23 protein-coding genes are annotated in these 25,436 nt (G+C 32.7%); 3 read left to right on the top strand and 20 right to left on the bottom strand.

The annotated features are described in order from the left end of the window. Window positions 1-40: 40 nt before the first annotated feature. The 15 genes from HALHA_RS05670 to HALHA_RS05605 all read right to left on the bottom strand — a co-directional run bounded on the left by HALHA_RS05670 (window position 41) and on the right by HALHA_RS05605 (window position 17,297). A complete protein-coding gene (locus tag HALHA_RS05670; RefSeq protein ID WP_015326829.1) occupies window positions 41-1,345 on the bottom strand; it encodes a glucose-1-phosphate adenylyltransferase in 1,305 nt (434 codons plus the stop codon). Window positions 1,346-1,461: 116 nt separating this feature from the next. Continuing rightward, on the bottom strand, window positions 1,462-2,748 hold the full coding sequence (locus HALHA_RS05665) for a glucose-1-phosphate adenylyltransferase (RefSeq protein ID WP_015326828.1): 1,287 nt from the start codon (window positions 2,746-2,748) through the stop codon (window positions 1,462-1,464). A 222-nt stretch (window positions 2,749-2,970) separates the two neighbouring features. After that, the gene (locus HALHA_RS05660) at window positions 2,971-3,981 is read right to left on the bottom strand and encodes a PTS sugar transporter subunit IIC (RefSeq protein WP_015326827.1); all 1,011 of its coding nucleotides are present in this window, start codon (window positions 3,979-3,981) and stop codon (window positions 2,971-2,973) included. Window position 3,982: 1 nt separating this feature from the next. Further along, entirely contained in the window at window positions 3,983-4,825 is an 843-nt protein-coding gene (gene nadC, locus HALHA_RS05655) for a carboxylating nicotinate-nucleotide diphosphorylase (RefSeq protein ID WP_015326826.1), read from the bottom strand. Beyond that, window positions 4,812-6,425, bottom strand: coding sequence for an L-aspartate oxidase (gene nadB, locus HALHA_RS05650; protein WP_015326825.1), 1,614 nt, complete (start codon window positions 6,423-6,425; stop codon window positions 4,812-4,814). The genes nadC and nadB overlap by 14 nt, the downstream gene beginning before the upstream one ends. 13 nt (window positions 6,426-6,438) lie before the next feature. Further along, a complete protein-coding gene (nadA, locus tag HALHA_RS05645) occupies window positions 6,439-7,347 on the bottom strand; it encodes a quinolinate synthase NadA (protein ID WP_015326824.1) in 909 nt (302 codons plus the stop codon). Window positions 7,348-7,495: 148 nt separating this feature from the next. Next, window positions 7,496-8,020, bottom strand: coding sequence for a transcription repressor NadR (locus tag HALHA_RS05640; protein WP_015326823.1), 525 nt, complete (start codon window positions 8,018-8,020; stop codon window positions 7,496-7,498). Window positions 8,021-8,108: 88 nt separating this feature from the next. Beyond that, window positions 8,109-8,258 carry a DUF1540 domain-containing protein gene (locus HALHA_RS13285; RefSeq protein ID WP_015326822.1) on the bottom strand — a complete coding sequence of 50 codons (150 nt, stop codon included), beginning with the start codon at window positions 8,256-8,258 and terminating at the stop codon, window positions 8,109-8,111. Between the two features lie 11 nt (window positions 8,259-8,269). Continuing rightward, entirely contained in the window at window positions 8,270-8,458 is a 189-nt protein-coding gene (locus tag HALHA_RS05635) for a hypothetical protein (protein ID WP_015326821.1), read from the bottom strand. 77 nt (window positions 8,459-8,535) lie between these two features. Next, a complete protein-coding gene (locus tag HALHA_RS05630) occupies window positions 8,536-9,201 on the bottom strand; it encodes a DUF421 domain-containing protein (protein WP_015326820.1) in 666 nt (221 codons plus the stop codon). Window positions 9,202-9,315: 114 nt separating this feature from the next. After that, window positions 9,316-11,865 (bottom strand): alpha-glucan family phosphorylase, encoded by a 2,550-nt coding sequence (gene glgP, locus HALHA_RS05625; RefSeq protein ID WP_015326819.1) that lies wholly within the window; start codon window positions 11,863-11,865, stop codon window positions 9,316-9,318. A gap of 44 nt (window positions 11,866-11,909) precedes the next feature. Beyond that, window positions 11,910-13,562 carry a glycoside hydrolase family 57 protein gene (locus HALHA_RS05620; RefSeq protein ID WP_015326818.1) on the bottom strand — a complete coding sequence of 551 codons (1,653 nt, stop codon included), beginning with the start codon at window positions 13,560-13,562 and terminating at the stop codon, window positions 11,910-11,912. Between the two features lie 42 nt (window positions 13,563-13,604). Then, window positions 13,605-14,273, bottom strand: coding sequence for a DUF4912 domain-containing protein (locus HALHA_RS05615; RefSeq protein ID WP_015326817.1), 669 nt, complete (start codon window positions 14,271-14,273; stop codon window positions 13,605-13,607). A gap of 27 nt (window positions 14,274-14,300) precedes the next feature. After that, window positions 14,301-15,806 (bottom strand): glycogen synthase GlgA, encoded by a 1,506-nt coding sequence (gene glgA / locus HALHA_RS05610; RefSeq protein ID WP_015326816.1) that lies wholly within the window; start codon window positions 15,804-15,806, stop codon window positions 14,301-14,303. Window positions 15,807-16,247: 441 nt separating this feature from the next. After that, the gene (locus HALHA_RS05605) at window positions 16,248-17,297 is read right to left on the bottom strand and encodes a HEAT repeat domain-containing protein (protein WP_015326814.1); all 1,050 of its coding nucleotides are present in this window, start codon (window positions 17,295-17,297) and stop codon (window positions 16,248-16,250) included. Window positions 17,298-17,562: 265 nt separating this feature from the next. Here HALHA_RS05605 and HALHA_RS05600 point away from each other — a divergent pair, with 265 nt between their 5' ends. The 3 genes from HALHA_RS05600 (at window position 17,563) to HALHA_RS05590 (ending at window position 20,034) form a co-directional block, all read left to right on the top strand. Beyond that, window positions 17,563-18,804: an LL-diaminopimelate aminotransferase gene (locus HALHA_RS05600; protein WP_015326813.1), complete on the top strand. Its 1,242-nt coding sequence runs from the start codon at window positions 17,563-17,565 to the stop codon at window positions 18,802-18,804. Between the two features lie 181 nt (window positions 18,805-18,985). Beyond that, window positions 18,986-19,738 (top strand): AzlC family ABC transporter permease, encoded by a 753-nt coding sequence (locus HALHA_RS05595; RefSeq protein ID WP_015326812.1) that lies wholly within the window; start codon window positions 18,986-18,988, stop codon window positions 19,736-19,738. Beyond that, complete coding sequence (locus HALHA_RS05590; RefSeq protein ID WP_015326811.1) at window positions 19,735-20,034, top strand: AzlD domain-containing protein; 300 nt, start codon at window positions 19,735-19,737, stop codon at window positions 20,032-20,034. Before HALHA_RS05595 ends, HALHA_RS05590 begins: the two co-directional genes overlap by 4 nt. Before the next feature lie 41 nt (window positions 20,035-20,075). Here HALHA_RS05590 and HALHA_RS05585 read toward each other — a convergent pair whose 3' ends face one another. The 5 genes from HALHA_RS05585 to HALHA_RS05565 form a co-directional block, all read right to left on the bottom strand. After that, complete coding sequence (locus HALHA_RS05585) at window positions 20,076-21,320, bottom strand: dicarboxylate/amino acid:cation symporter (RefSeq protein WP_015326810.1); 1,245 nt, start codon at window positions 21,318-21,320, stop codon at window positions 20,076-20,078. 68 nt (window positions 21,321-21,388) lie between these two features. Then, window positions 21,389-21,814 carry a PPC domain-containing DNA-binding protein gene (locus tag HALHA_RS05580; protein ID WP_015326809.1) on the bottom strand — a complete coding sequence of 142 codons (426 nt, stop codon included), beginning with the start codon at window positions 21,812-21,814 and terminating at the stop codon, window positions 21,389-21,391. Window positions 21,815-21,828: 14 nt separating this feature from the next. Continuing rightward, window positions 21,829-22,905 (bottom strand): glycerol dehydrogenase, encoded by a 1,077-nt coding sequence (locus HALHA_RS05575; RefSeq protein ID WP_015326808.1) that lies wholly within the window; start codon window positions 22,903-22,905, stop codon window positions 21,829-21,831. A gap of 222 nt (window positions 22,906-23,127) precedes the next feature. Next, the gene (gene ltrA, locus HALHA_RS05570; RefSeq protein ID WP_015326807.1) at window positions 23,128-24,291 is read right to left on the bottom strand and encodes a group II intron reverse transcriptase/maturase; all 1,164 of its coding nucleotides are present in this window, start codon (window positions 24,289-24,291) and stop codon (window positions 23,128-23,130) included. Window positions 24,292-25,123: 832 nt separating this feature from the next. Then, window positions 25,124-25,399, bottom strand: a complete 276-nt coding sequence (locus HALHA_RS05565) for a hypothetical protein (protein ID WP_015326806.1) — start codon at window positions 25,397-25,399, stop codon at window positions 25,124-25,126. Window positions 25,400-25,436: the final 37 nt, after the last annotated feature.

Raw genomic sequence — 25,436 nt, 5'->3', positions numbered from 1 at the left:
AGAAATTTTTTACATATTAATCTGGGGATACATTAAATTATTACTCGTTAGTAACTGCTACCTCATCATTAGAAGTATTAACAAAAGCACTCTGTTTAGCAACTGTATTACCACTAGGAATGATTTGACTTTCAAAATCTTCCTCTGTAACATAAGAGAAAATTCTACAATTACGACCAACTTGAGTATTGGCTGGTATTTCTGCTCCTTTAGCTATTACATTCAAACCATTGTTAAGTAATTGTGGTTTTTTATGATTAGGGGTCAGATCATTACCAAAGCCAATATGACAGTTAGAACCAACTACTACCCGCTTATCAATAATCGACTTGCAAACAATAGAGTCTTTTTTTATTATCGTATTATTAAAAATAATTGAATCTCTAACTACTGCACCTTCTTCAATGAATACTCCTGGAGCAATTACAGAGTTTTCTACTTTCCCATTAATGATTGAACCATTAGAAACTATGCTTCCTACGGCATTACCCTTAGCTCCAAACTTCACCGGTGGTTGTTCTTTACTTCTAGTATGTAACTTCCATCCCTCATCATACAAATTTAATTCTGGCACTGAACTTGCTAAAGAAAGATTTGTCTTCCAAAATGATTCTAATGTTCCTACATCCTTCCAGTAGCCTTCAAACTCATAAGAATAAACTTGATCATTTTCTATCATTGGTGGAATAATATGATGGCCAAAATCAGAACTTTCTTGCGTACAATCCTCTTCTAATACTTCTAATAAAGCCTCAGTCTTGAAGACATAAATCCCCATTGATGCTAAATTACTAGGTGGGTTCTCTGGTTTTTCTTTAAAATCTACTACCTGCATCTCTTCATCCGGTTCTAAAATTCCAAATCTAGATGCTTCTTCATAAGGTACTCGTTGAGCTGCAATTGTTAAATCAGCTCCGCTTTGTTCATGTTTAGCTATCATATGACTATAATCCATCTTATAAACATGATCTCCAGATAAGATAACAACATTGTCTGGATTGTGTTGCTTGATAAAATTAATATTTTGATAAACAGCATGAGCAGTTCCCTGATACCAACCGCCTTTTTTGCTCTTACCCGTATATGGCTGTAGTAATGTTATACCACCTATTCTTCGATCAAGATCCCATGGTTTTCCTATCCCAATATGTTCATTTAATGACATAGGTAAGTACTGTGTTAATACTCCAATATCATAAATGCCCGAATTAACACAATTACTCAATGCAAAATCAATCAACCTAAACTTTCCTGCAAATGGTACACTTGGTTTAGCCCGATGTTCAGATAATACATCTAACCGAGTTCCTCTTCCTCCTGCTAAAATCAATGCTAAATTTCTCATAAATTATCCGCCCCCATATTTTATATGTAATTATTTTCCATTACATTTTCTATTTTAAGGTAGATTCTCTTTAATTTCAAGAATATAATTGATAAAATGTAAATTAATTCAAAAAATCACTCAGCTAGGCTAACTAAATCTTTAGTTGTCAGTTGAGTAACAGTACTACCGCTAGGTATAATTCCACTCTTAAAGTTTTCATCTGTAACATAAGAGAATATCCTACAATTTCTTCCAATCTGCGTATTAGCAGATATCTTAGCTCTTTTAGCTATTACTGTTAAACCATTATTAAGCAGATTAGGTTTTTGATGATTAGGTATTTCATTAGTACCAAACCCTATATGGCAATTAGCACCAATTATTACCCGCTTATCAATAATTGCCTTAGATATAATTGCATTCTTTTTAACTCTTGTATTACTAAAGATTATGGAATCTCTAACTACTGCCCCTGCTTCAATAAATACCCCTGGTGAGATTACAGAATTCTCTACTTCACCATTAATAATTGAGCCATTAGCCACTATACTCTGGGTTACTCTAGATTTATTACCAAATTTAGCAGGTGGCTTTTCTTTACTTTTTGTATGTAATTTCCAATTATCATCATACAAATTAAATTCAGGTAGTGGACCAGTTAGAGCTAAATTGGCCTCCCAAAATGATTCTAATGTTCCTACATCCTTCCAGTAACCTTCAAATTCATAGGAATAAACTTGGTTGTTTTCTATCATTGGTGGAATAATATGATGACCAAAATCAGAGCTTTCTTGAGTACAATACTTCTCTAATACTTCTAATAAAGCCTCAGTTTTAAATACATAAATGCCCATTGATGCTAAGTTACTAGGTGGATCTGCTGGCTTTTCTTTAAAATCTACTATCTGCATCTCTTCATTTGGTTCTAAAATTCCAAATCTAGATGCTTCTTCATGAGGTACTCGTTGAGCTGCAATTGTCAAATCAGCTCCGTTTTGTTCATGTTTAGCAATCATTTCGCTATAATCCATCTTATAAACATGATCTCCAGATAAAATAACAACATTATCGGGATTGTGTTGCTTAATAAAATTAATATTTTGATAAACAGCATGAGCAGTTCCTTGATACCAAGCCCCTTGTTTATTCTTTCTTATACAAGGTTGTAATAAAGTTACGCCACCCATCTTACGGTCAAGATCCCAAGGTTTTCCTATTCCGATATGTTTGTTTAGAGACATAGGTAAGTACTGAGTCAATACACCAATATTATAAATCCCAGAATTAACACAATTACTTAAGGCAAAATCAACAAGTCTAAATTTTCCTGCAAATGGTACACTTGGTTTGGCCCGATGTTCAGATAAAATATCCAATCTAGTTCCTCTTCCCCCAGCTAAAATTAATGCTAAATTTTTCATTATCATCCCCCTAAAACTATTACACATTGAATTTATAACCACCATGCATATTATATGGCTTTAAAATCAATACTATTACTAAATATTAATATTTAATAAATCAATAACTTCTTATAATTAGTATTATTTTCTTCAGAAATATTATTCATTTATGTATAAAAAATATATTGCCAATAAATAAAAAAGGTCAGCCTACTTTTAAGCAGACTAACCTCTAATCTTTTATAAATTTAGTTTTAAATCTCTCTCTTTAATTAATCCTTGCTTACGCATCAACTTGGCAATAATCAAAGTTAACAGAGCAGGTAAAATAAAATGAAGTAAGATAACCGGGCCAAGCGCTCCCATACCCATAGCTTCAATAGTTCCAAATTGCCCCACCAAGCCAGCTGTACCCATTCCAGAACCAATTGGGATATTTTTAAGAGGGATAATTGTTGTTGCTATTGGTCCTAAAATAGCCCCACTTAAAGTTGGTGGCACCCAAATATATGGGTTTTTTATAATATTAGGTACCTGTAACATTGAAGTCCCTAATCCTTGACTAATTAATCCCCCAAAACCATTTTCTCGATAACTCATAACTGCAAATCCAATCATCTGAGCACTACATCCTACTGTTGCAGCTCCAGCAGCTAAACCACTTAAACTCAACATTAAACCAATTGCTGCACTACTAATTGGTAAAGTTAGAGCCATCCCCATTAGAGTAGCAACTAAAATCCCCATCGGGATTGGTTGTAATCTAGTAGCTGTCATAATTAACTGCCCTAAACTTTTCATAAATTGGTCAATCCCCGGGCCAACAAATTTAGCCATCAATAACCCCGTAATAATTACTACACTAGGGGTCAAAACAATATCTAATTTTGTTTCTTTAGAAATTAATTTTCCACATTCAGTTCCAATCACTGCTGCTAAAAAAGCCCCCACTGGTCCACCTAATTGAGCTCCAGCCGCTCCTGTTACCACTGAAGTAAAAATAACTAAAGGTGGTGCTTTTAAGCCATATGCTACTGCAACCCCAATCGCTGGCCCCATCATATCCATTGCTGTCTTACTAAAGTCCACTAATAATGGTATATCTAACCTCTGTCCTAATACTTTTAAAATCAATCCTACAATTAATGAAGCAAATAATCCTTTTGCCATAGCCCCTAAAGCCTGAATTCCGTATCTCTCTAAAGATAATTTAATATTTTTATTAGCTAAAAACTCTTTAACTGCTGCCATATTAATCCTCCTTTATATCCAGACTAATATCTAATGAATCAATGGTATGAGTTAACTCTCCAACTGAAATAACATCTGCTCCTGTTTGAGCAACTTCTCTAATTGTCTCAGCAGTAATACCACCTGAAGCCTCAACAATAGCTTGTTCTCCTATTAACTCTACTGCTTGGGCCATTAACTGAGAAGACATATTATCTAGCATAATAATATCTACACCAACTGATAATGCTTCTTTAACTTGGGCCAAGTCTTCTGTTTCTACTTCAATTTTTACTGTGTGAGCTACATTTTCTCTAGCCCTCTTTACAGCTTTAGTAATACTGCCCACAGCTTGAATATGATTATCCTTAATCATTACTGCATCATATAATCCACTGCGGTGATTAAATCCTCCTCCTATCCTTACGGCATACTTTTCTAAACTTCTTAAATTAGGTGTAGTCTTTCTAGTATCAACAATTCTAACATCATAATCAGCCACTAACTCTACATATCTAGCAGTTTTAGTAGCTATTCCTGACATTCTTTGCAAAAAATTAAGGGCCAAGCGTTCACCACTTAACAATGAAGCTATTGGCCCGCTTACCTTAACAACAGGAGTTTGTCTCTTCACTTTAGACCCCTCAGTGACTAATTTTTCAAATTTTATATCATTATCAAGACAGTCAAATACTAACTTTGCTACTTCTAATCCAGCAATTACTCCATTTTCTTTAGCTAAAATAATTCCTGTTTCTAATTTATTATCTTTAATTGTACTTTGGGTCGTTAAATCACCAGTTCCTATATCTTCAGCCAACGCTTCTTTAATTATCTTAATAACTTTATTTTTATTTAAATTCAAGTTCCCATTCCTCCCATTCTTGTTCTCGCTTGAAAACAGAATGCTTCTTCCAATCACGTCTACTATCTGGAATATCCTCTCTATAATGAGCGCCTCTACTCTCTTGTCTTACCAAAGCAGCTTTAATTGTTAATTGAGCTATAGTAAGTAAATTCTGTACTTCCCAATCAGCTGGAGAGCTCAAATTATAATTAAGATTAGTTAACAAAAACTTAATTTGTGATGATGCTTGCTTTAGTCCCTCTTTATTACGTACTATCCCTACTTTATCAATCATTATATTATTTAAAACTGCTTTAACTTCTTTTATTGTATTTTTAGTCTCTCGTTGAGCCTGAAATGAAAAATCTAAACCTTTTAAATCAACCATTTTATTTAAATATTGACTAGCTTGCTTAGCTGCTCTTCTTCCGTAAACTAAACCTTCTAGTAATGAATTACTTGCTAACCTATTAGCACCATGCACTCCTACACAAGCTGTTTCACCACAAGCAAAAAGTCTAGCTAAATTAGTTTCACCATTGGAATCAGTCTTAATTCCCCCCATTAGATAATGAGCTGCTGGAGCAACCGGAATATATTCTTTAGTAATATCAATACCAGCCTCTAAACAAGTTTGATAAATAGTAGGAAATCTTTCTTCAATAAAACCAGATTCTAATTCTGTGGCATCTAAATAAACATGGTCACTACTATCTTGTTGCATTTGTTGATAAATAGCTCTAGCTACAATATCTCGCGGAGCTAATTCAGCCAATTTATGATGGTAGGACATAAAACGAGTTCCTGATTGATCTCTTAAAACAGCTCCTTCTCCCCTTAGTGCTTCAGAAATTAAAAAATTAGGTACTTCTGCTAACTGTAAAGTAGTTGGATGAAACTGAATAAATTCTAGATCCATCATCTCAGCTCCAGCCCGATAAGCCATAGCAACTCCATCTCCAGTAGCTCCTTTAGGATTAGAAGTAGCTGGATATAATTGTCCTGCACCACCAGTAGCCAAAATAACTGCTTGAGCTAAATAAGCAGTTAATCCTTCTTGTTGGTCATAAACTAAAGCCCCATAACATTCTCCGTCAGTAACTAATAGATCAATTACAAATCTTTCCCTTTTTATATTTACTCTAGCAAGGTCTAAGACCTCTTGGGCTAAAAAACTTCTTAACTCTCTTCCCGTTGCATCTCCTCCGGCGTGTAAAACTCTTCTGCAACTATGTCCCCCTTCTTTAGTTAAAGCCAGTTCCTTAGCTTGTTGATCAAACTTCATACCTGATCTAATTAATTCTTTAACTTCTTTTCTTCCTGTGGTTACTAGCTCTTTAACTGCTTTAGGATTACATAATCCTGCTCCTGCTTGCAATGTATCAGCAATATGTAACTTAACAGTATCATAATTACTAATCGCAGCTGCAATTCCACCTTGTGCTTTTTCTGTATTACAATCTTTTAAATCACCCTTAGTAAATAACATTACTTCTCCTTTAGATGATAACTCTAAAGCACTAACTAGACCAGCTATTCCAGTCCCTACAACTATAAAATCTGTCTCTACTTTCTTTATATTATCTAAATTAAAATTAACTAGATATCGTGGAATCATTATTTCCCCTCCACTAATTACTAAGTTCCAACATTTTATCTAATGCTGACTGAGCCTTCAATCTAATCTCATCATCTACAGTTATTTGATATTTCATCTCCTCTAATGCACAAACTATATCCTTAAGAGAAGTCATCTTCATATTTTGACAGATTAATGCTTTGGTTAATAAATAAAAATCTTTATCAGGATTATTTTGCTTAAGATTATATAAGATCCCCATTTCAGTCCCTACAATGATTTTTTCATCATTAGATTCTTTAGCAAACTCCAAAATTTGAGCAGTACTACCTACATAATCAGCTAACTTAACCACTTCTGGTTTACATTCAGGATGGACAATAATCTTAACTTGGGGATGAGCATTCTTAACTTCTGTTATATCCTTAGGTCTTACTCGATGATGGGTTCTACAATAGCCATCCCATAAAATCACTTCCTTAGTGGTCCTATCTGCTACATACTGACCTAAGTTTTGGTCTGGGACAAATAAAATCTGCTCTTTATCAATTGCTTCTACAATCTCTACTGCATTAGAAGATGTACAGCAAATATCACTTTCAGCTTTAACTGCTGCTGAAGAATTTACATAACATACCACAGCTGCTTTAGGATATTGCTTCTTTTTCTTTCTTAATTCTTTTACAGTAATCATCTCAGCCATTGGACAAGCAGCATTTCTTTCTGGTAATAATACCTTCTTATGAGGAGCTAAAATTGCAGCACTTTCTGCCATAAAATCTACCCCAGCAAAAACAATTACCTCAGCATCAGTTTGAGCAGCTGTTCTACTTAATCCTAAAGAATCACCTGTATAATCAGCTATTGCTTGCACTTCATTTATTTGATAATTATGAGCTAATATAATTGCATTTTGTTCTTCTTTTAATTTATTTATTTTATTTATTAAATTGGCCTTCATCTGTGTGCCTCCTTATAATTAGTTTCGTTACTCATTTTACAATTATATTAGTGTAATGTCAAGTGTCTTTACAGGTGTTAATTAATGTTCATAAGTGACTATATTGCAAGTGAACTGTAGTGCTATAAAGTGGCGTTACGCCACTTTATTATTCAGTAAGTAAATAACCTCTTTCTTCTAACTTATCCTTTATCAACTCTAATACCTCTTGATTTAAAGCTTCAATAGTATGTAAATGAATCCCTTTTGTTAAAGAAGACAAAGCTTTTACTTTACTAGTTTGGTACTGTTGCAAGAAAGAATCTAAATCTGACTGGGATTGAATTGTTAATAAACCTCTTAACTGACCATAAATTGGATGTTCAATAATTACATCTTTAATCCTACCCCCATACTTAATTATCGTTGCTAATTCTTCTTTTATCTCTGTTACTGAATCATCATGTTGACAAGCAATTGTTAACTGAGGTAAATTATTTCTAGTTTCATCTTCAATTATATAACCTTGTGAAGTAGCTAGTATTTGTTCGCCCTTGGCCCTAAGTAAAGCTACATCTTGTACAATCACTTGGCGACTAACATCAAATTCTTTAGCTAAAGTTGATCCAGTAATTGCTTGATCGCTTCCTTGCAACCTACTTAATAATTTTTTTCTTCTTTTACCCGCTGACATCATTATCACCTCTATAAAAATCATAAAACAGGGGATAAAATTATCCCCTGTACATATATTCTCTTTAGCCTCTTAAAATCCTGGAAAATTATTCTCGAGCAAAAGATTGGCATTTAGTAGTTTTAGCCCGTCTAGCAAATTGACCATTATCATCTGCTGTAACTTGTATCTCATCTAAGCCACACATACCATCCGCATTATGAGCACAACTATCTACAATGCAATTAATATTAGCCATCCTAACACCCCTTACTCAAAATCATCAGGATTTAAATCACGGTTTTTTTCGAATTGGTCAACATCTTTTACTTGACCTAAAGTACCATTTACTAAGCCTGGTAAAGCTTCTCCTGCTTCTACATCGTCTGGACTAATATCTGTAATCCTCTCTTTATCTCTCCATTTAAGCTCCTTTTTATTTCTTGGTTTCTTACCCATTAATCTACCTCCCTTATATAGTTTCTAATTTTAATATTCCCCTATAGTCCAAAAATATCAAAAATAGTCTCCGTTAATTATTTAGTTGAAATATAAAGATTACCATCTGTTTCTAAAGTTGCTAGTATAACTTCTTGGGGATCATTAATATTTCTCTTCTGTAATTCATTTAATAACCACTTTTTATCTAACTTGGATTTTTCCAAACCTTCTTGATTAATTATTCCATCATCAATTAAAACTCTAGAAATTCCTTCATACTCCGTTTCTATTCCTAAATCTTGAGGAGTTACACCTCTTTTTTGTGATTTAGGTAAGACAGTTAATTGGCCCGAATTTTCTAAAACTGCAAATTCCACATCTGAAATATTAAAAATTCCATTCTCTCTTAACTGAGCTAACAGATCATGAATTGTATAACGTGAACTACGCATCTCTTCTACCATTATTTCACCATTTTTTATCAAAATAGAAGGATTACCATTAATCAACTCACGCATAAAACTACTTTTTAATGTAAAATATGAAATTATAATTTCAATTCCTGCTAAAGTAAAAATAGGAATTAGGCCTTCTAATATAGATGCATCTTCAGTTTCAATAACTAATACACCTAGTTCAGCTATCATTATAGAACCTACTAAATCAAAAGGTGTTAACTCTCCTACTTCTCTCTTACCCATTAATCTCATTGCAAGCAAAATTACAAAATAAATGAATAATGTCTTCCAAAATGTATTCATTTAAATTCCTCCTTAGATTTATTTTTCCTAATTTATAAAATTTCATAACATAATTTTCATAAAATTAATTATCAAAAAATTAAATAAGTACCGGGATATCCCGGTACTTATTTATTAGATCCACTTAATTAAACCTAATTCATGTTTAGTAGTTAATAGTTCATCTTGAGGAATAACTCTAAAAGTATATTTATAATCTCCACTACCTACTAATTGAGATAACTCTAATGTTAAAGAATATTTATAGATATTATCCGATACTTTCTCTTCTAAATCCATTACAAATATTTGTGGTTGCTCTAATTTTTCAGCTACTATATATAACTCAACATCTATATCATCTAATTCTAAACTAGCTAAATCGACTTCTATAGAAAAATTAATATTATCCTCTACTTTATAAACTTCTTTTTTCTCTTTGTTTCGAACCTTAATCTTCAATTCTTCCCAATTCTCTTTTAAATCTTCTTTCCAATTGACTAATTCTTTAGCTAAAGCATACTCATTAGCTTCTACTTCATTTTTACGTTTAACAGCAGGCAGATATAATTTCTTTGTATATTCTTGTACCATCCTATCAGTACTATAAACTGATATATTAGAAATCATTGCTTCTTTCATACTTGCAATCCAATCATTAGCAATCCCTTGACTAATATTATCATAATAAAGTGGAACAATCTCCTCTTCTAATACTTGATATAAAGAATTACTATCTATTTGGTCTTGTTTTTCTTGATCATCATATTCAATCTCATAACCAATAGCCCAACCGTTCTTCTTATTATATCCTTCACACCACCAACCATCAAGTACACTAAAATTCAATCCAGCATTAGCAGCTACTTTTTGACCACTAGTACCACTAGCTTCTAATGGCCTTCTTGGATTATTTAACCAAATATCCACACCTTGAATTAGGTACCGGGCCAAATTCATATCATAATCTTCTAGGATTATTACTTTACCTTTAAATTCTTCACTTTGGCTAATCTCATGAATTTTTTTAATTAACTCTTGGCCCGGTACATCAGCTGGATGTGCTTTCCCAGCAAATATAAATTGAACTTCTTTTCCTGTCTTATTACAAATCTTATTTAATCTATCTAAATCTGCAAAGATTAATGTTGCTCGTTTATAAGTAGCAAATCTACGTGCAAAACCTATAGTTAATTTATCCTTATCTAATAAATTATTATCTAGCTTAGCTAAGGTATTATATCTCTTTCTCCTAGCTAGATCCTTCTCTCTTACATAATCAATCAATTTACTCTTTAATTGATTATGCACTTGCCAAAATTCTTTATTAGGTATATTTCTAACTTGCTGCCACATCTTTTTATCTTCAATCCTTTTTCTCCAATCACTAGGTAAATATTGGTCTAATAATTCTTCCCAGGCAGGAGCTAACCAAGTCAAAGTATGAATTCCGTTAGTAATAGCATCAATAGGATTTTCATCAGTGGGGATACCTTCCCAAATATCTTCCCACATCTGACTAGAAACTTCACCATGTAACTTACTAACTCCATTATTAAACCGGGCCAAACGCAAAGCTAAAACAGTTAAACAAAAACCATCATCTTTCTCCATATCATAGACACAACCTAAGTTCATAAATTCTTCTTTAGTTAGGCCTATTCTTTTCCAATATTCACTAAAATATTTTTCTTTTAATTCAAAGGGAAAAACTTCATTTCCAGCTGGTACAGGAGTATGAGTAGTAAATACACTACTCGCTGCTACAACCTCTAATGCCTCTGTAAAACTTAAACTTTCTTCTGTCATTAACTCTTCAATTCTCTCTAATCCTAAATAAACTGAATGACCTTCATTCATATGCCATACAACAGGGTCATATCCTAAAGCAGCTAATCCTTTTGTACCACCAATACCTAAAATAATCTCCTGCGATATTCTTGTTTCCTCACCTCCACCGTATAAGCGTGAAGTTAATTCTCTATCTTGGCTACTATTTTCTGCAATATTAGTATCTAACAAAAAAACCTTTATCCTACCAACATTTAACCTCCAAATTTTAATTAATACTTCTCTATTCGCTAATTTAACACTGACCTTTAAATCATTTCCTTCTTGATCTTGGACAGCAGTTATAGGTAAATAGGTTTCATCTAAAGTAGGATATAATGATTCTTGCCAACCTTTATCAGTGATCCTTTGTTTAAAATAGCCCTCATGATATAATAAGCCTACTCCAATTAAAGGTAGACCTAAATCACTAGCTGATTTACAGTGATCTCCTGCTAATACTCCTAAACCACCAGAATAGATAGGTATTGATTCATGAAATCCAAATTCAGTAGAAAAGTAAGCAATTACTTCATCCTCAGACCACTGAGGACTAACATCTTTAAACCAAGTATCATCAGTTGTCAAATAATCATTAAACTCACTTATAACTTGGTCATATTCAACAAGAAATTGATTATCACTAGCTAACTTATTTAATCTTTCTTGGTCAACCTTAGAAAGAAGTTTAACAGGATTCCTGTCAAACTCCTTCCACAATTTATCATCAATTTTGGAAAATAAAAGCTCAGCCCTATGGTTCCAACACCACCATAAGTTATAAGCTACTTCTTTTAATTTTTTGATTCTATTAGGTAATTTAGATTTTACTGAAAAACTACCGTGAAATTCCATTATTATCACCCACCTCTAGCATTCTATCAAACTATTACTCAATATTAAGTAGCTATAATCTCTATTTCTTCACACTCCCCCTTAATTTGCACTTGATGATCTTGGCTATAGACTTTATAATCGATTTCTGGAAAAATATTGTCCTTCCACTCCAACTCAGCTAACCAATCTTGGTCAACTGTTCCCGTTTTAATTTGATCATAGAGCTTAGATAAACGATGAATGTGTGCTTTAGTACGATATACAGCGTATTCTACAGTAGTTCCTGTCATCATTATAAATGCCCAATCACTACTTTGGGCCAATAACAATTCTCGAGCCATTTGATTTAAGGCACGTTCTGTACAATGAGCTGGATTATCAATATCTGTAGCTAATTCAATCATCTTTTCTGTCGCTTGGTGCAAATGACGATAAATCCAATCATTACTATCATCTAACCAGACATCATTATAACCATTAGCCCCCCAACTACACATCGGTGGCTGACATACCTGATTTTTAGGGTATTCCTCTAAATAATCAACAGGTGAAATCAACTTAACTTTATCTTGGTCACAAGCTGTCTTTCTAATTAAATAATTTAAGAAATCAGGACCTTCATACCACCAATGTCCAAATAATTCAGCATCATATGGTGATAAAATAACTGGTTTACGATCCATTAAATTATCTAGATGCTCTATTTGCTCAATTCTTCTAGATAAAAAATCACCAGCATGATTTGCAGTCCTCTCAAGAGCTACTTCGTAATCATAAGGCTCTTTATTATCTAAACTAGTCTTATCTCCTGTGATTTTATAATATTTAATACCTGTGTTCATTCTAATTCCATCTGGATTAATATATGGTTCAATATAATCTAGCGGAGCATCAAAACCTATATCACGATAAAACTCACGATAATTATGATCACCTGGGTAGCCTGACTTAGAACTCCAGACTTGACGAGAAGATTCTTGATCTCTAGCAAAAGCTGCTACACCAGATTCAGTATAAATAGGAGAAAAAACACCATATTTAGGTCTAGGTTTAGCATGTAAAATACCATGGGTATCAACTACAAAGAACTTAATTCCATACTCTTTTAGTATTTTATCAACCCCAGGATAATATGCACACTCTGGAAGCCAAATCCCTCTTGGAGCTTGCCCTAAATGTTTTTTATGCGTATTTATTGCTACTTCTATTTGTGCTCTAACAGCCTCTGGATACTGTTGCATTAATGGTAAATAACCATGTGTAGCACCACAAGTTATTATTTCTAAATAACCTAGGTCTTGAAACTTCTTAAATCCTTTAACTAAATTACAATCATAATAATCCGTAAAAATTTCTCGTGATTTTTTAAACCTATTTAAGTAATGATAAGCAGTTTTATTTAACTTAGGTCGATTTTTAGTTCTTGTTATCTCTTTATAAGCTAGCTCGATTAATTTATCAAGGTGCCTTAGATATCTCTTTTGTAATAAAGAATCTGTTAACATGGAAATTAAAGGCGGCGTCAAAGACATAGTCAATCTATAATCTATTCCATCTTTATGTAAACTCTCAAAATGATCTAATAAAGGAATATAAGTTTCAGTAATTGCTTCAAATAGCCACTTTTCTTCCATAAATTCTTCGTGTTCTGGATGACGTACATATGGTAAATGAGCATGTAATACTAGAGATAAATATCCTTTTTCTTCTCCCATAATTATCACTCCTAATTAATACATAATTTTTTAGTAAATAGATTAGTATAATTCAAATGAACTATAATTCTTTTCTAACTCAGCTTCAGATAATGCTAAAATATCAACTTCTTTCAGTTTATTAGCTACCTTTGATGAACTATAGTCTTCAGTACTATAAACACCAGATAACCAATAAATCTGTTTTACTTCTTCTTCTACAGTCATCCATCTTTTATCTAAAATATTGCTGATGGTATTACGAGGTTGTAAGAGTCTATTAGATGTCATGACTGTATAAAAATTACCCTGTCGATCTAATAAGCCTAATTTAACTTGATAAGTATGACCAGGATTTAAATCATTTAAATACCATTGTTTAGCTTTTAAATCGACTGTAACATGGTAGTTATTAGCTGTATCTAACTCAATTAACTTTAAAGTAAATGGTACCTGAGATAAGTTTTGATATCCAGCCTGTTTAGCTATATGCTCTAGTTGGTCTTGATTATAATTCCAATATAAATAAGCTGTTTGAGGATTTTTAACCTGCAGTACTAATTTATTATCCTGATAATCATTAGGCAACTGATAAATACTAGTAATATCTTTTGTTAATTTTTTCTCTTCTTGTTGTTTCTTTTGAACAGTTTGACTACTCTGTCCTCCACTACTATTTACCTCTCCTTGTTGCTGTAATTGATTAATACTAATTTCTTGTACTTCTGACATTAAATTCTCCCTCCTTAAATTATAACCTTATACTCTTAAGTCTACTTCTTCTCTGTCAGAAAAAGAATCTACTTCTTTCTTATCACCAGCTTCTAACTTTCGATATAAATTAAGATATTCTAAAGCGGAGTTTTTCCAACTATAATCTCCTTTCATAGCCTTTTTAACTAATTTGGCCCATACATCAGGTTGATTATGATAAAAATAAATTGCTCTTTGGATAGTATATAACATATCATGGGCATTATAATTAGTGAAACTAAAGCCATTTCCTGCCCCAGTTACTCCATTATAAGACTGGACAGTATCATTTAACCCACCCGTTTCTCTAACTACTGGAATAGTTCCATATCTTAAACTAATTAATTGACCTAGGCCACATGGTTCAAACTCAGAGGGCATCAAGAACATATCACTCCCCGCATAAATTTTACGAGCTAACGCAGCATCATATTTAATATTAGCTGCCATCTTATTAGGGTAAAGTTGACCTATTTCTCTAAACCTTTGTTCATATTTATCTGCCCCAGTTCCTAATAATACGAATTGTATATCTTCTTGTAATAATTCATCAATTACACAAGAAATTAAATCTAATCCTTTTTGATCAACCAATCTAGATACCACACCAATTATTGGTATATCATCACATTGTGGTAAACCCATTTGCTCTTGTAACTTTAGTTTATTCTTTCTTTTTCCTGTTAAATCATTTACATTATAATTAGCATAAATATGCTCATCAGTAGCCGGATTATAATCATCATAATCAATTCCATTAACTATCCCATACAAATCATCATCATTCATTCTCATAGTATAATCCAGTCCTTCTCCAAAATAAGGACTTTTAATCTCTTGGGCATAGGTCTTACTAACTGTATTAATAACATCTGACATATTAATGCCCATCTTCATATAATTGATGCAACCATCATGTCTTATAGCACCAGAATACCAATGATTAGAGTGTAAAGATAACGTATCTTCTAAAATACTTTTATCAAATATTCCTTGGTAGCGTAAGTTATGTATAGTATATACTGTTTTAATATCCTTATAGAAATCATAGATTTTATAATTCTCTTTTAACATCATACTTAATGGGCCAGTCTGCCAATCATTGCAGTGAATAATATCCGGTTGAAAATCAATCTTAGGCAACATCTCCAATACAGCTCGGCAAAAGAAAGAAAATCTGATATGCTTATCTTTACCTTCATACATTGTTGGAGAATCAAAGTAATTTTTATTATCAATAAAATAAGTCGTTACTCCATTATTCTCTAAACTATTAACTCCAACATAATCATCTCGCCAACCAACCTTAGTTCTAAAATGAAGCTTATGTTCTAGTTGATTTAAATATTCATCAGCAATTTGACTATATTCAGGCATTACTACTCGAATATCATGTCCCATACGACTAATTTCTTGTGGTAAAGAACCTGCAACATCAGCTAATCCTCCAGTTTTAGCAAAAGGAACTACTTCAGATGATACAAATAAAATCTTTAACTTATTTTTTTTCATGTTTATCCTCCAGACATTAAAAACATATAATTAGTATTAACTAAAATTAATCCATTATATATTTCTTGAAATCAATTAAATTATAATGCTTTATCCATTAAATGTCAAATATTATCCTGATATGGAAGTTTTAATTTTATTTTACATCCAAAGTATAAAATAAATCAATCTAACTATTAACAATTTAACTAAATTTTTATATAATATAAGTAGAAGATAGTAATTTAGTAGAAGGTCTCTCTTAAATACCTAAAGTATTGAGTAGCCGAGCAAGCAAAAACTTGTGAGGTGATCAGTATGTGCTATGAAGATAGCTTTTATTATGTAAAGTCTAAGCAATTAGAAGAAGAAGTAATGGCCCATCAGGCAGAATTAGAACAAAAAGCTAAAAAAAACAATTCCCAAAAAAATTAGACTGGAGGTTAGCCCTCCAGTCCTTTTTTATCCTGTTAATTTTTCATCATCTGAATCATCTATTACTCTTAACACAGCAGAATTTTCATTAAAATCATCTGTTTGATAATCTTCTTTTATTATCTTAATTAATTTTAAAGTATCTACCTCTTTTAAACACCTTAAAACCTCTGGCGATTCTTTTTTCTCAGCACCTAAGATAAGATACTTAATCCCTTCATTTCCTGACTCTAATAATGCTCTGGCAGCATTACTTCTTACAATTCCACTAGTATCATCAAGCATATAATAAATATAAGATAGAATTTCTGAATTATCTATCTTGCTTAATAACTTAACTATTTGAGCTCTAACATGACAATCTTGATCTTCAAGTGCTACTAACAAACTATTAAACACCCGAGGATAATCTAAAAACTGAGATAAACTTTTGGTAGCCCCTACCCTTATTTCAGGCTTAGAATGTTTCTCTAACAGCTCTAATAAGGGATCTATAATTTCTTCATCTCCAATCTCACCTAACAATTTAACAATCCAATTTAAATGTTTTGTTTCAGAGTCAATTAACTCTAATAATTTAGGCACACATTTAGAACCTAAATTATAAAAAGCTTGTCTTAAAGTTTGTTGGGTTGCTACTTCATTACAATAATCTAAATAATTTACTAAAGTTGTAACTGCTTTAGTATTATTTACCTTAGCTAATTCTTCAATCACTAAATTCTTTATTTCAAGATTATCATCATATAAAAAAGGAATTAAATAATCAACTGTTTGAGGGGTTTTATGCTCCATTAAAATTGAAATTGCCTGTTTTTTAACTTCGCATTCTGAATTGATAGATTTAGCTAACAGCTGTTTAAAAAAATCCCCTTCTATTATTGCTTTTTTTACCTTTAAATAAATTTTCTTTTCTAAATCCTTCTTTCCTTCTAAAAGCAACCTCTGTTTTATATGAATATCCTCTAACTGATCAACTAATGACAATCCTTGTTTAAGATTACTCCTTAACTTAGAAATTAAAGTATCATACTCAACTTCCTCTTCCTCTTTTTTAAATAACAAACTTAGCAACATAATAATTATTAAACCACTAATAGATAGTATAAAATAATTACTATCTTGAACTAATAATTCAAAATATGAAATATTAATTCCTCCCTTCCAAATAAGATACTACTTATTATCTTCGACAGGAATAGTATCTTCCCTTCAAAATCAAACAAATAATTAAAATTTATTAATAAAAATCTTTTATTTCTACTAAATCATTTGAATAATGTAAATAATATTATATAATTATATATTGAATACTAGATATTAGAGAAGGGAGAATCTACATATGTCACAAGAAAACTATATTCAAAATTTATTTGCAGAACGAATCGGAGGAAAAGAATTCGGAAAAGACAATGATATTTATAAGTTTGAGAAAATTAAGAGGGCCAAAAGACAAGCAAAGAAAGAAAATCCTGATGTGGAATTAATTGATATGGGGGTTGGAGAACCTGATTGGATGGCTGATGATAAAGTAGTAGAGATCTTATATCAAGAAGCCCAAAAGCCCGAAAATAGGTTCTATGCTGATAATGGCATCCAGCAGTTTAAAGATGCTGCAGTTAATTATATGGAGGAAGTATTTGGAGTTACTGGATTAGATAATGAAACAGAAGTAAATCATTCAATTGGTTCAAAACCAGCTTTAGCTATGCTTCCTAGTGCTTTTATTAATCCAGGAGATATTACAATTATGACTACTCCAGGTTATCCAGTTTTAGGAACTCATACCAAATGGTATCAAGGAGAAGTAGTTGAGCTACCGTTATTAAAAGAAAATAATTTCCTTCCTAACTTAAATGACTTAACTACAGAACAAAAAGAAAGAGCTAAGTTACTTTATTTAAATTATCCTAATAATCCTACTGGTGCATCTGCAACTCGGGAATTCTTTGAAGAAGTGATCGAATTTGCTAAAGAAAATAATATTGTAGTTATTCATGATGCTGCATATGCTGGTTTAGTATTTGATGATAATGAACCACTAAGTTTCTTATCAATTCCAGGAGCTAAAGAAGTAGGAATTGAGATTCAATCTTTATCTAAATCATTTAATATGACTGGTTGGAGATTAGCCTTTGTAGCAGGTAATGAAAAAGTAGTTAAAGCTTTTGCTACTGTTAAAGATAATAATGATTCAGGTCAGTTTAGAGCTATTCAAAAAGCAGGAGTCTATGCTTTAGAACATCCAGAAATAACAGAAAAAACGGCCCAAAAATATTCTAGACGCCATGAAATGTTAGCTGATGGCCTACAAGAACTCGGATTTGATGCTCAAAAACCTAAAGGTTCTTTCTATTTATATGTTGAAATCCCTAAAGGAACTAAAGGTGGTAAGAAGTTTGCAACTGCTGAAGATTTCTCTCAATTCTTAATTAAAGAAAAATTAATTTCAACAGTACCTTGGGATGATGCCGGAAACTTTGTTCGTTTCTCAGTTACTTTTGAAGCTGAAGATAAAGCTGAAGAAAAGAGAGTTCTTGCAGAAATCAAAGATAGATTATCTGATATAGAATTTGTATTTTAAGATTAAAATAACTATATAGATAATAACTCTAGTAGGGATACGATTTATCGTGTTCCTACTAATTTTTTATGATCCTAAATCAAAGAATTAATTTTGCCATGCATTAACGCAAGTGAAAATTATTTTGATTTAATACTTTACTGATAACTGATAACTGCACCTAAGAAAGGAGTATTTAGGAATGAAGAATGAAAATTCTTTTACAAAAGAAATAACCTATGCAGAAGACACTAATTTATCCTTTAGCTCAGGACTTAAAAAAGGAATTCCTATTGCCCTTGGCTATATTCCAATAGCAATAGCCTTTGGCTTAGTTTCTAAGTCAGCCGGAATACCTAACTCGATTAGTATCTTAATGTCTTTGCTGGTCTTTGCTGGAGCCAGCCAATTTATAGCAGTCAATTTATTAGCCTTACAGACTGGTTATTGGGAGATTGTAATGACTACTTTTATTATCAATTTAAGACATTTTTTAATGTCAGCTTCCATTTCTCAGAAGATTAATAAAGAAGTATCACAAAAATGGCGAGCTATATTGGCTTTTGGAATTACTGATGAAACTTTTTCGGTAGCATCCTTGCGACCTGAAAAAGAATTAACAGCAAAATTTTTATTAGGACTAAATTTAATTAGCTATAGTGCTTGGGTCTTAGGAACTGCAATTGGCGTCTTTTTAGGGGCAAGTTTACCAGAGGTAGTTCAAAATAGTATGGGTATTGCCCTTTATGTAATGTTTATTGGGCTACTTATTCCTAGTCTAAAAAAATCTAAAGTAATATTTGGAATTTTTATAATCGCTATTATAATTAATTCTAGCTTATATTGGATACCTTTGTTTAGTAACATATCCACTGGTTGGTCAATTATAATTACAACCTTATCTACAGCAATGATTGGAGCAATTATCTTTCCTACAGGAGTTGATAGAGAATGAGTTATCTAATATTATTGATAGTTGCCATGGGCATTGTTACCTATTTACCTAGAATGATACCCTTAGCCCTACTTAAAAATATTAAATTACCACCTTTTTTAAAGCGGGTCCTAGAATTCATCCCTTTCGCTGCTTTGAGTGCTCTAATCTTTCCAGGTATTTTAAACTCCACTAATAGTCAGACATCTGCAATTGTAGGAGGACTTATTTCTGTCCTATTGGCACTATTTGAAGTTCACTTATTACTAATAGTAGGTGGAGGAATCCTCGGGGTCTATTTGTGGCAGATAATTTAAATAATAAATAAAAAATCCTCCCCAACTAGGGAGGATTAGCTTTAGGTATTAACCACCTTATTATTAGCAACTTCTAAATCAATTTCATCTTCAGAAGAACCTACAATTACAGTAGCAGCACTATCTCCTGTAATATTAGTTACAGTTCTGGCCATATCCAAAATCCGATCAATGCCTGCAATTAAGGCCACTCCTTCTAAAGGTAATCCCACACTCTTTAAAGTTAAAGTTAACATGATTAATCCTGCTGAAGGAACCCCTGCTGTACCAATAGAAGCTAAAGTAGCTGTTAAAACAACCACCAATTGCTGGGCTATACTAAGGTCTAAACCATATACTTGAGCTACAAACAAGGCACAAACCCCTTGGTATAAAGCAGTTCCATCCATATTAACTGTAGCACCTAATGGTAAAACAAAACTAGTAATTTTATCAGATGCTCCCAAATTTTCTCGACAACACTTAGTTGTAACTGGTAAAGTTCCTGAACTACTACAAGTACTAAAAGCAAAAATTTGAGCACTAGAAATTCCTTTGAAAAACTCTGTTATTTTTAGTTGAGAGAAAAATTTAATTGCTCCACCATAAGTAATCAACCAGTGGATTAAACATCCGATATAAACAGCTATTATAACCTTTATTAAGGGCAGTAAAACAGATAACCCAAAAGATCCAACTACCGAAGCAATTAAAGCTAATACACCATAAGGAGCAAGTTCCATTACCATTGCTGTCATTTTATACATAGTTTCTGCTAAAGAATCAAAAAATTCTAATACTGGTTTACCTTTATCTCCAATTAAAGTAAGAGTAACCCCTAATACTAAAGAAAAAACAATAATTTGTAACATATTTCCTTGTTGTAAAGCCATAATAGGATTTTTAGGAACAATATTTAATAAAGTTTCACTTAAAGCAGGCGGTTCTTTAGCTTGCATTGTTACTTGACCTACATCCATATTTAAATTTACACCTGGCTGTAGAATATTTCCCATTAATAACCCGATTATTACTGCAAAAGCAGTAGTAACTAAATAAAAAGCTATTGTTTTTCCACCAATCCGCCCCAGACTTTTAGGGTCTCCTATACTAGCAGCTCCAACCACTAGAGAAGAAAAGACTAAAGGAATAATTACCATTCTAATTAGTCTAATAAATAGACTACCAAAAGGTTTAAGTGCTTTAGCCGTTGGCCCTAAAATAAAACCTAGTATAATACCTAAAATTAACCCAATTAAAATTTTAGTATGAAGTTCTAAATCAAACCATCTTTTAATCAATTTCATAATATAATATCCCTCCTATTTACTGAATATTATTATTATGAAATTAAAAATATGCCTTTCTGTGCTTCTTATTTTTGCCATAAAGGTAAACCAGTAGTTTCATGATAACCTCTTTTAAACGGCTTTCCTTCATACTCTTCAATTATAAACTCACAAGCAAAAACAATAGTTTCAGAAGCTAAATGGCCACCGTATAATTCTCCTTCTTCATCTCCTAATGAAATATGAGCATGAATTATTGGCTCACCATCCTTTAAAGAAATATTACCTAAGAAACTGATAATTTCTAATGGTTGATTAAATTCTTTTTCATTATACTGTTGTTTTTCTTGGTCATAATACGATAAAGTAGCCTGCTTAACAGCACCAATAGCAGATACTTTTCCTGCTTCAATTCCCTTTTCTTTAACCAGTTTTGTTAGTTCTGCCAATAAATCATCACCAGTCTCTAATCGCCCTTGATAAATATTAGTTACATTATATTCCCTTAACATAAAATCACCTCTGTTTATCTGCTTAATTTATCAACTGCTAAGATAGCATCTTTAACTAGACCAGGAGTTACTTCAAAGGGCATATTATGGATTGTTTCATCTTCGACACAACTAGCTTTAGCTACTTCTAATATACCTTCTTCAGTTGCTTGCTCAATTCCTAAATCAGCTAAAGTTGTTGGTAAACCAACCTCTTTACAAAAATTAATTACTTGTTCAATTACTCGAGGTGGCCTATCTTCTAAAACAAGCTGTACAATGGTAGAATACGCTACTTTTTCACCATGAGTTTTACTGTGTGTCTTCTCTAATACAGTAAATCCATTATGAATAGCATGAGCAGCTGCTAAGCCACCACTCTCAAAACCTAATCCACTTAATAAAGTATTAGCTTCAACAATTTTTTCTACAGCTTCTGTAACCCCCCCAGCTTCTACTGCTTTTTTAGCTGTTACTCCATAATCTAAGAGAGTTTCATAACATAATTGGGCCAAGTTTAAAGCTGCAGCAGTTTGACTTCCTCCAGCAATATTATCTACTCTCGTTACACTACAAGCTTCAGCCTCAAAATAAGTGGCTAAGGCATCTCCTATTCCTGCTATTAAAAACTCTACTGGGGCTTGAGCTATTACTTTTGTATCCATTATTACTAAATTAGGGTTAGATGGTAAAAATAAATACTCTTCAAATACACCTTCCTCAGTATAAATTACAGATAAAGCACTACAAGGTGCATCAGTAGCTGCAATAGTTGGTACAATAGCTACTGGTAAATTAGTATAATAGGAAACAGCTTTAGCTGTATCTAAAGTCTTACCGCCACCGATCCCAATTATAACCTCAGCTTCTTCAGCCTGGGCCAACTCCTTTAACCTATCTATTTCAGCTCTAGAACATTCACCATTAAATTTTCCTAATCGCAATTGCTCATCCTCTAATCCAACTTTAATCTGCTTAGAGAAAGAATCTAAGATAAATTCATCACAAATGGCTAATACATTATTTCCTAAATCCCCTACATACTTACCTAATTCTTTTAAAGTTCCTTTCCCTTGTATATACTTTCCTGGTGCAGTTAATATTTTTGCCATACTATCACTCCTTTCGAAAAATAGTTATCATATATATTATTAAACAAAATTCAAAAATTATCCTGCCTACTTCAAAAATAAAGTAGGACCAGCCTCACGGCTGGGACCTCTTGTCAAACTGCACGTACGGTTCTCCCGTATACAGCTTTCGGTCATTGTTGCTCCTTAACAGAGAGTAAGTTATCGTCTTTGTGTTGCCACAAATGTATATTTTACTCTTGTCTAAAGCACATCGGTAAGCAGTGATTCTAGTCCTAAATCTCTTAATATTTTATTAGGAAGGCGATAATTCTGTCCTTTCGCCTTCTTTCCTTCTATAAAACAACGTACTCTCATTCTTATCCAACCATCTAACTTTTTATATAGTCCTTTAACATTTCCTAGTAGAAAGCTATTACCCCAACCTCTAATAATTAAATTAAGTTCATCAATCATTACAGCTACTCCTATTGATCTATTCCTTTTGGTTTTCTTTCTTACTTTATCCTTGAAACTTTTAATAGAGCTCTCTTTTGGCATTTTATAATCACCATTATAAAATCTAAATTCTAGAAATTTAAACCCATCATCAAAATTCGTAATTACTGTTTTCCGAGGATGTAGTCTTAAGTTTAATTCATTTTCTATAATCTGGCGAGTTACTTCCAAAGCACGTTCTGCTTTAGCTTTACTCTTAGCCATAATTATAAAGTCATCGGCAAATCTAACTATCTTATATCCTCGACGCGTCATTTTCTTATCAAAGTGATGTAGGTAGATATTTGCTAAAAGTGGAGAAATTACGCCTCCTTGTGGAGTTCCCTCCGTTGTTTCTTCTCTTCCTTGCTCAGTCATGACACCTATAGTAAGCCACGACCTAATAATATCTAATATCCAACCATCACTTACTTCCTCTGCTATCAGCTCCATTAAAATTTCATGGTCTATTGTATCAAAGTAAGATTTGACATCTGCGTCTAATACCCAATTATAACCTTGTTCTTTATATTCTTCTACTTTCTTAATTGCATCTTCGGTTGACCTATTAGGTCTAAAACCATAAGAACAGTCGCAGAATATTTCTTCAAAGTGTATCTCTAGAATCTGTTTCACTGCTTGTTGGGCAATTCGGTCTTTAATTACTGGAATACCTAGTGGTCTTTGTTCTCCATTTCCTTTTGAGATATACGTTCTTAGAACTGGTTGTGGCTCATATCTATCTTCTGTTAACTGGCGATATAAAGCACTCATATTCTTAGTGTAATTTTCTCTAAATTCTTCAACTTCTACACCGTCAATCCCTCCACAACCACCATTATTCAAAACTTTCTGAGCTGCACAATGTAAATGTCTTTTCTTAGTCACTAAATCTTTTATACTATATAGCGAACTAATTTTTTTTTTCACCTATCCTACCTCACGACTTACCAGTTCTTCCTATCCTGTCTTAATATCTAAACCCCTATATTCGTAGCATTCCTAAGCACGTCTTCTAAGCTCTCGCCAATCGCACCTCTTAGTTTACTACTACTTAGGTCATGGTTTTTCTTAAATTCATCACGCTTCCAGTTATGATTTTCTGTCCGCTATTTCTTTTAAGACTTATTGTCTTTAACAATGTTTAAACCATTTTGATTTAAATACCATCAACACTCAATTCTAAACTTCAATAACCTGGCTATCCTTCACTGTAATCAACTTTCATTGATTTTTTTTTTTCACTACTATGATAGCTTCTGAACTCTAATATTTCATCGCTTTGACTTTCCCTATTCAGGTTATATCATCACTTATCTTTATAAATTTCTATAAAGACCATATTAGAGCATCCTCTGGTCACCTATGCTATATTCCAATCATTCCGACCATAATCACACTCATTAGCCTAACATATTCCTATGGTCTATAAGTTAGCCTTGGACTTCCCCATTATTTTGGTGAGTCGTCACTAATGAATGCCACCTTCGGTTCACATATTGTTCCGGACTGATTTTTCGCCTCAAACTCTTCAGATTACATCTCACGATGAACACCCTGTTACTGTTGGCTTCATATCCTGTTCTTTATTAACTTAGGTTGACGTTTGTTTTCTCCGTTTGCTCACCCATTTCGTCTGTGAGTGCCACAATATCTCAACCATATTATCCATTCTTCCAGAATAGGCAGGACTTACACCTACTATCATCATAGACTACAGAGCACACAAATTAACAGCCACCCCTTCTGGGATGGCTGAAACTTAGGCACCTAAATACTGCTCTATTCGATTATACTTTTCTTCTGTTGTATGTCCATCCCACTCTTTTCTATGCTCAGGTAAATGCCAACTAACTTGGCCTGTTGGCAACTCAATATAAACAACTGGATACTCTGGCTTGGTATAATCCATCCTAATTCCTGCTTCATATCCTTTTTCCAATGCTAAAGACATCGCACGTAAAACTGCTTTATTTCTAGCTTCATAATCTTTTCGATCTGTCTTCTTTATTTTTTGCAATGCTTCTTCTAAGGTCATTATCTTCACAATCCCTACTTTCTAAATTTGATAACAT

It is taken from the genome of Halobacteroides halobius DSM 5150 (genome assembly GCF_000328625.1).
GTDB lineage: Bacteria > Bacillota > Halanaerobiia > Halobacteroidales > Halobacteroidaceae > Halobacteroides > Halobacteroides halobius.
Note: the sequence above shows the minus strand (reverse complement) of the source record. Positions and strands in the feature narration are given on the sequence as shown.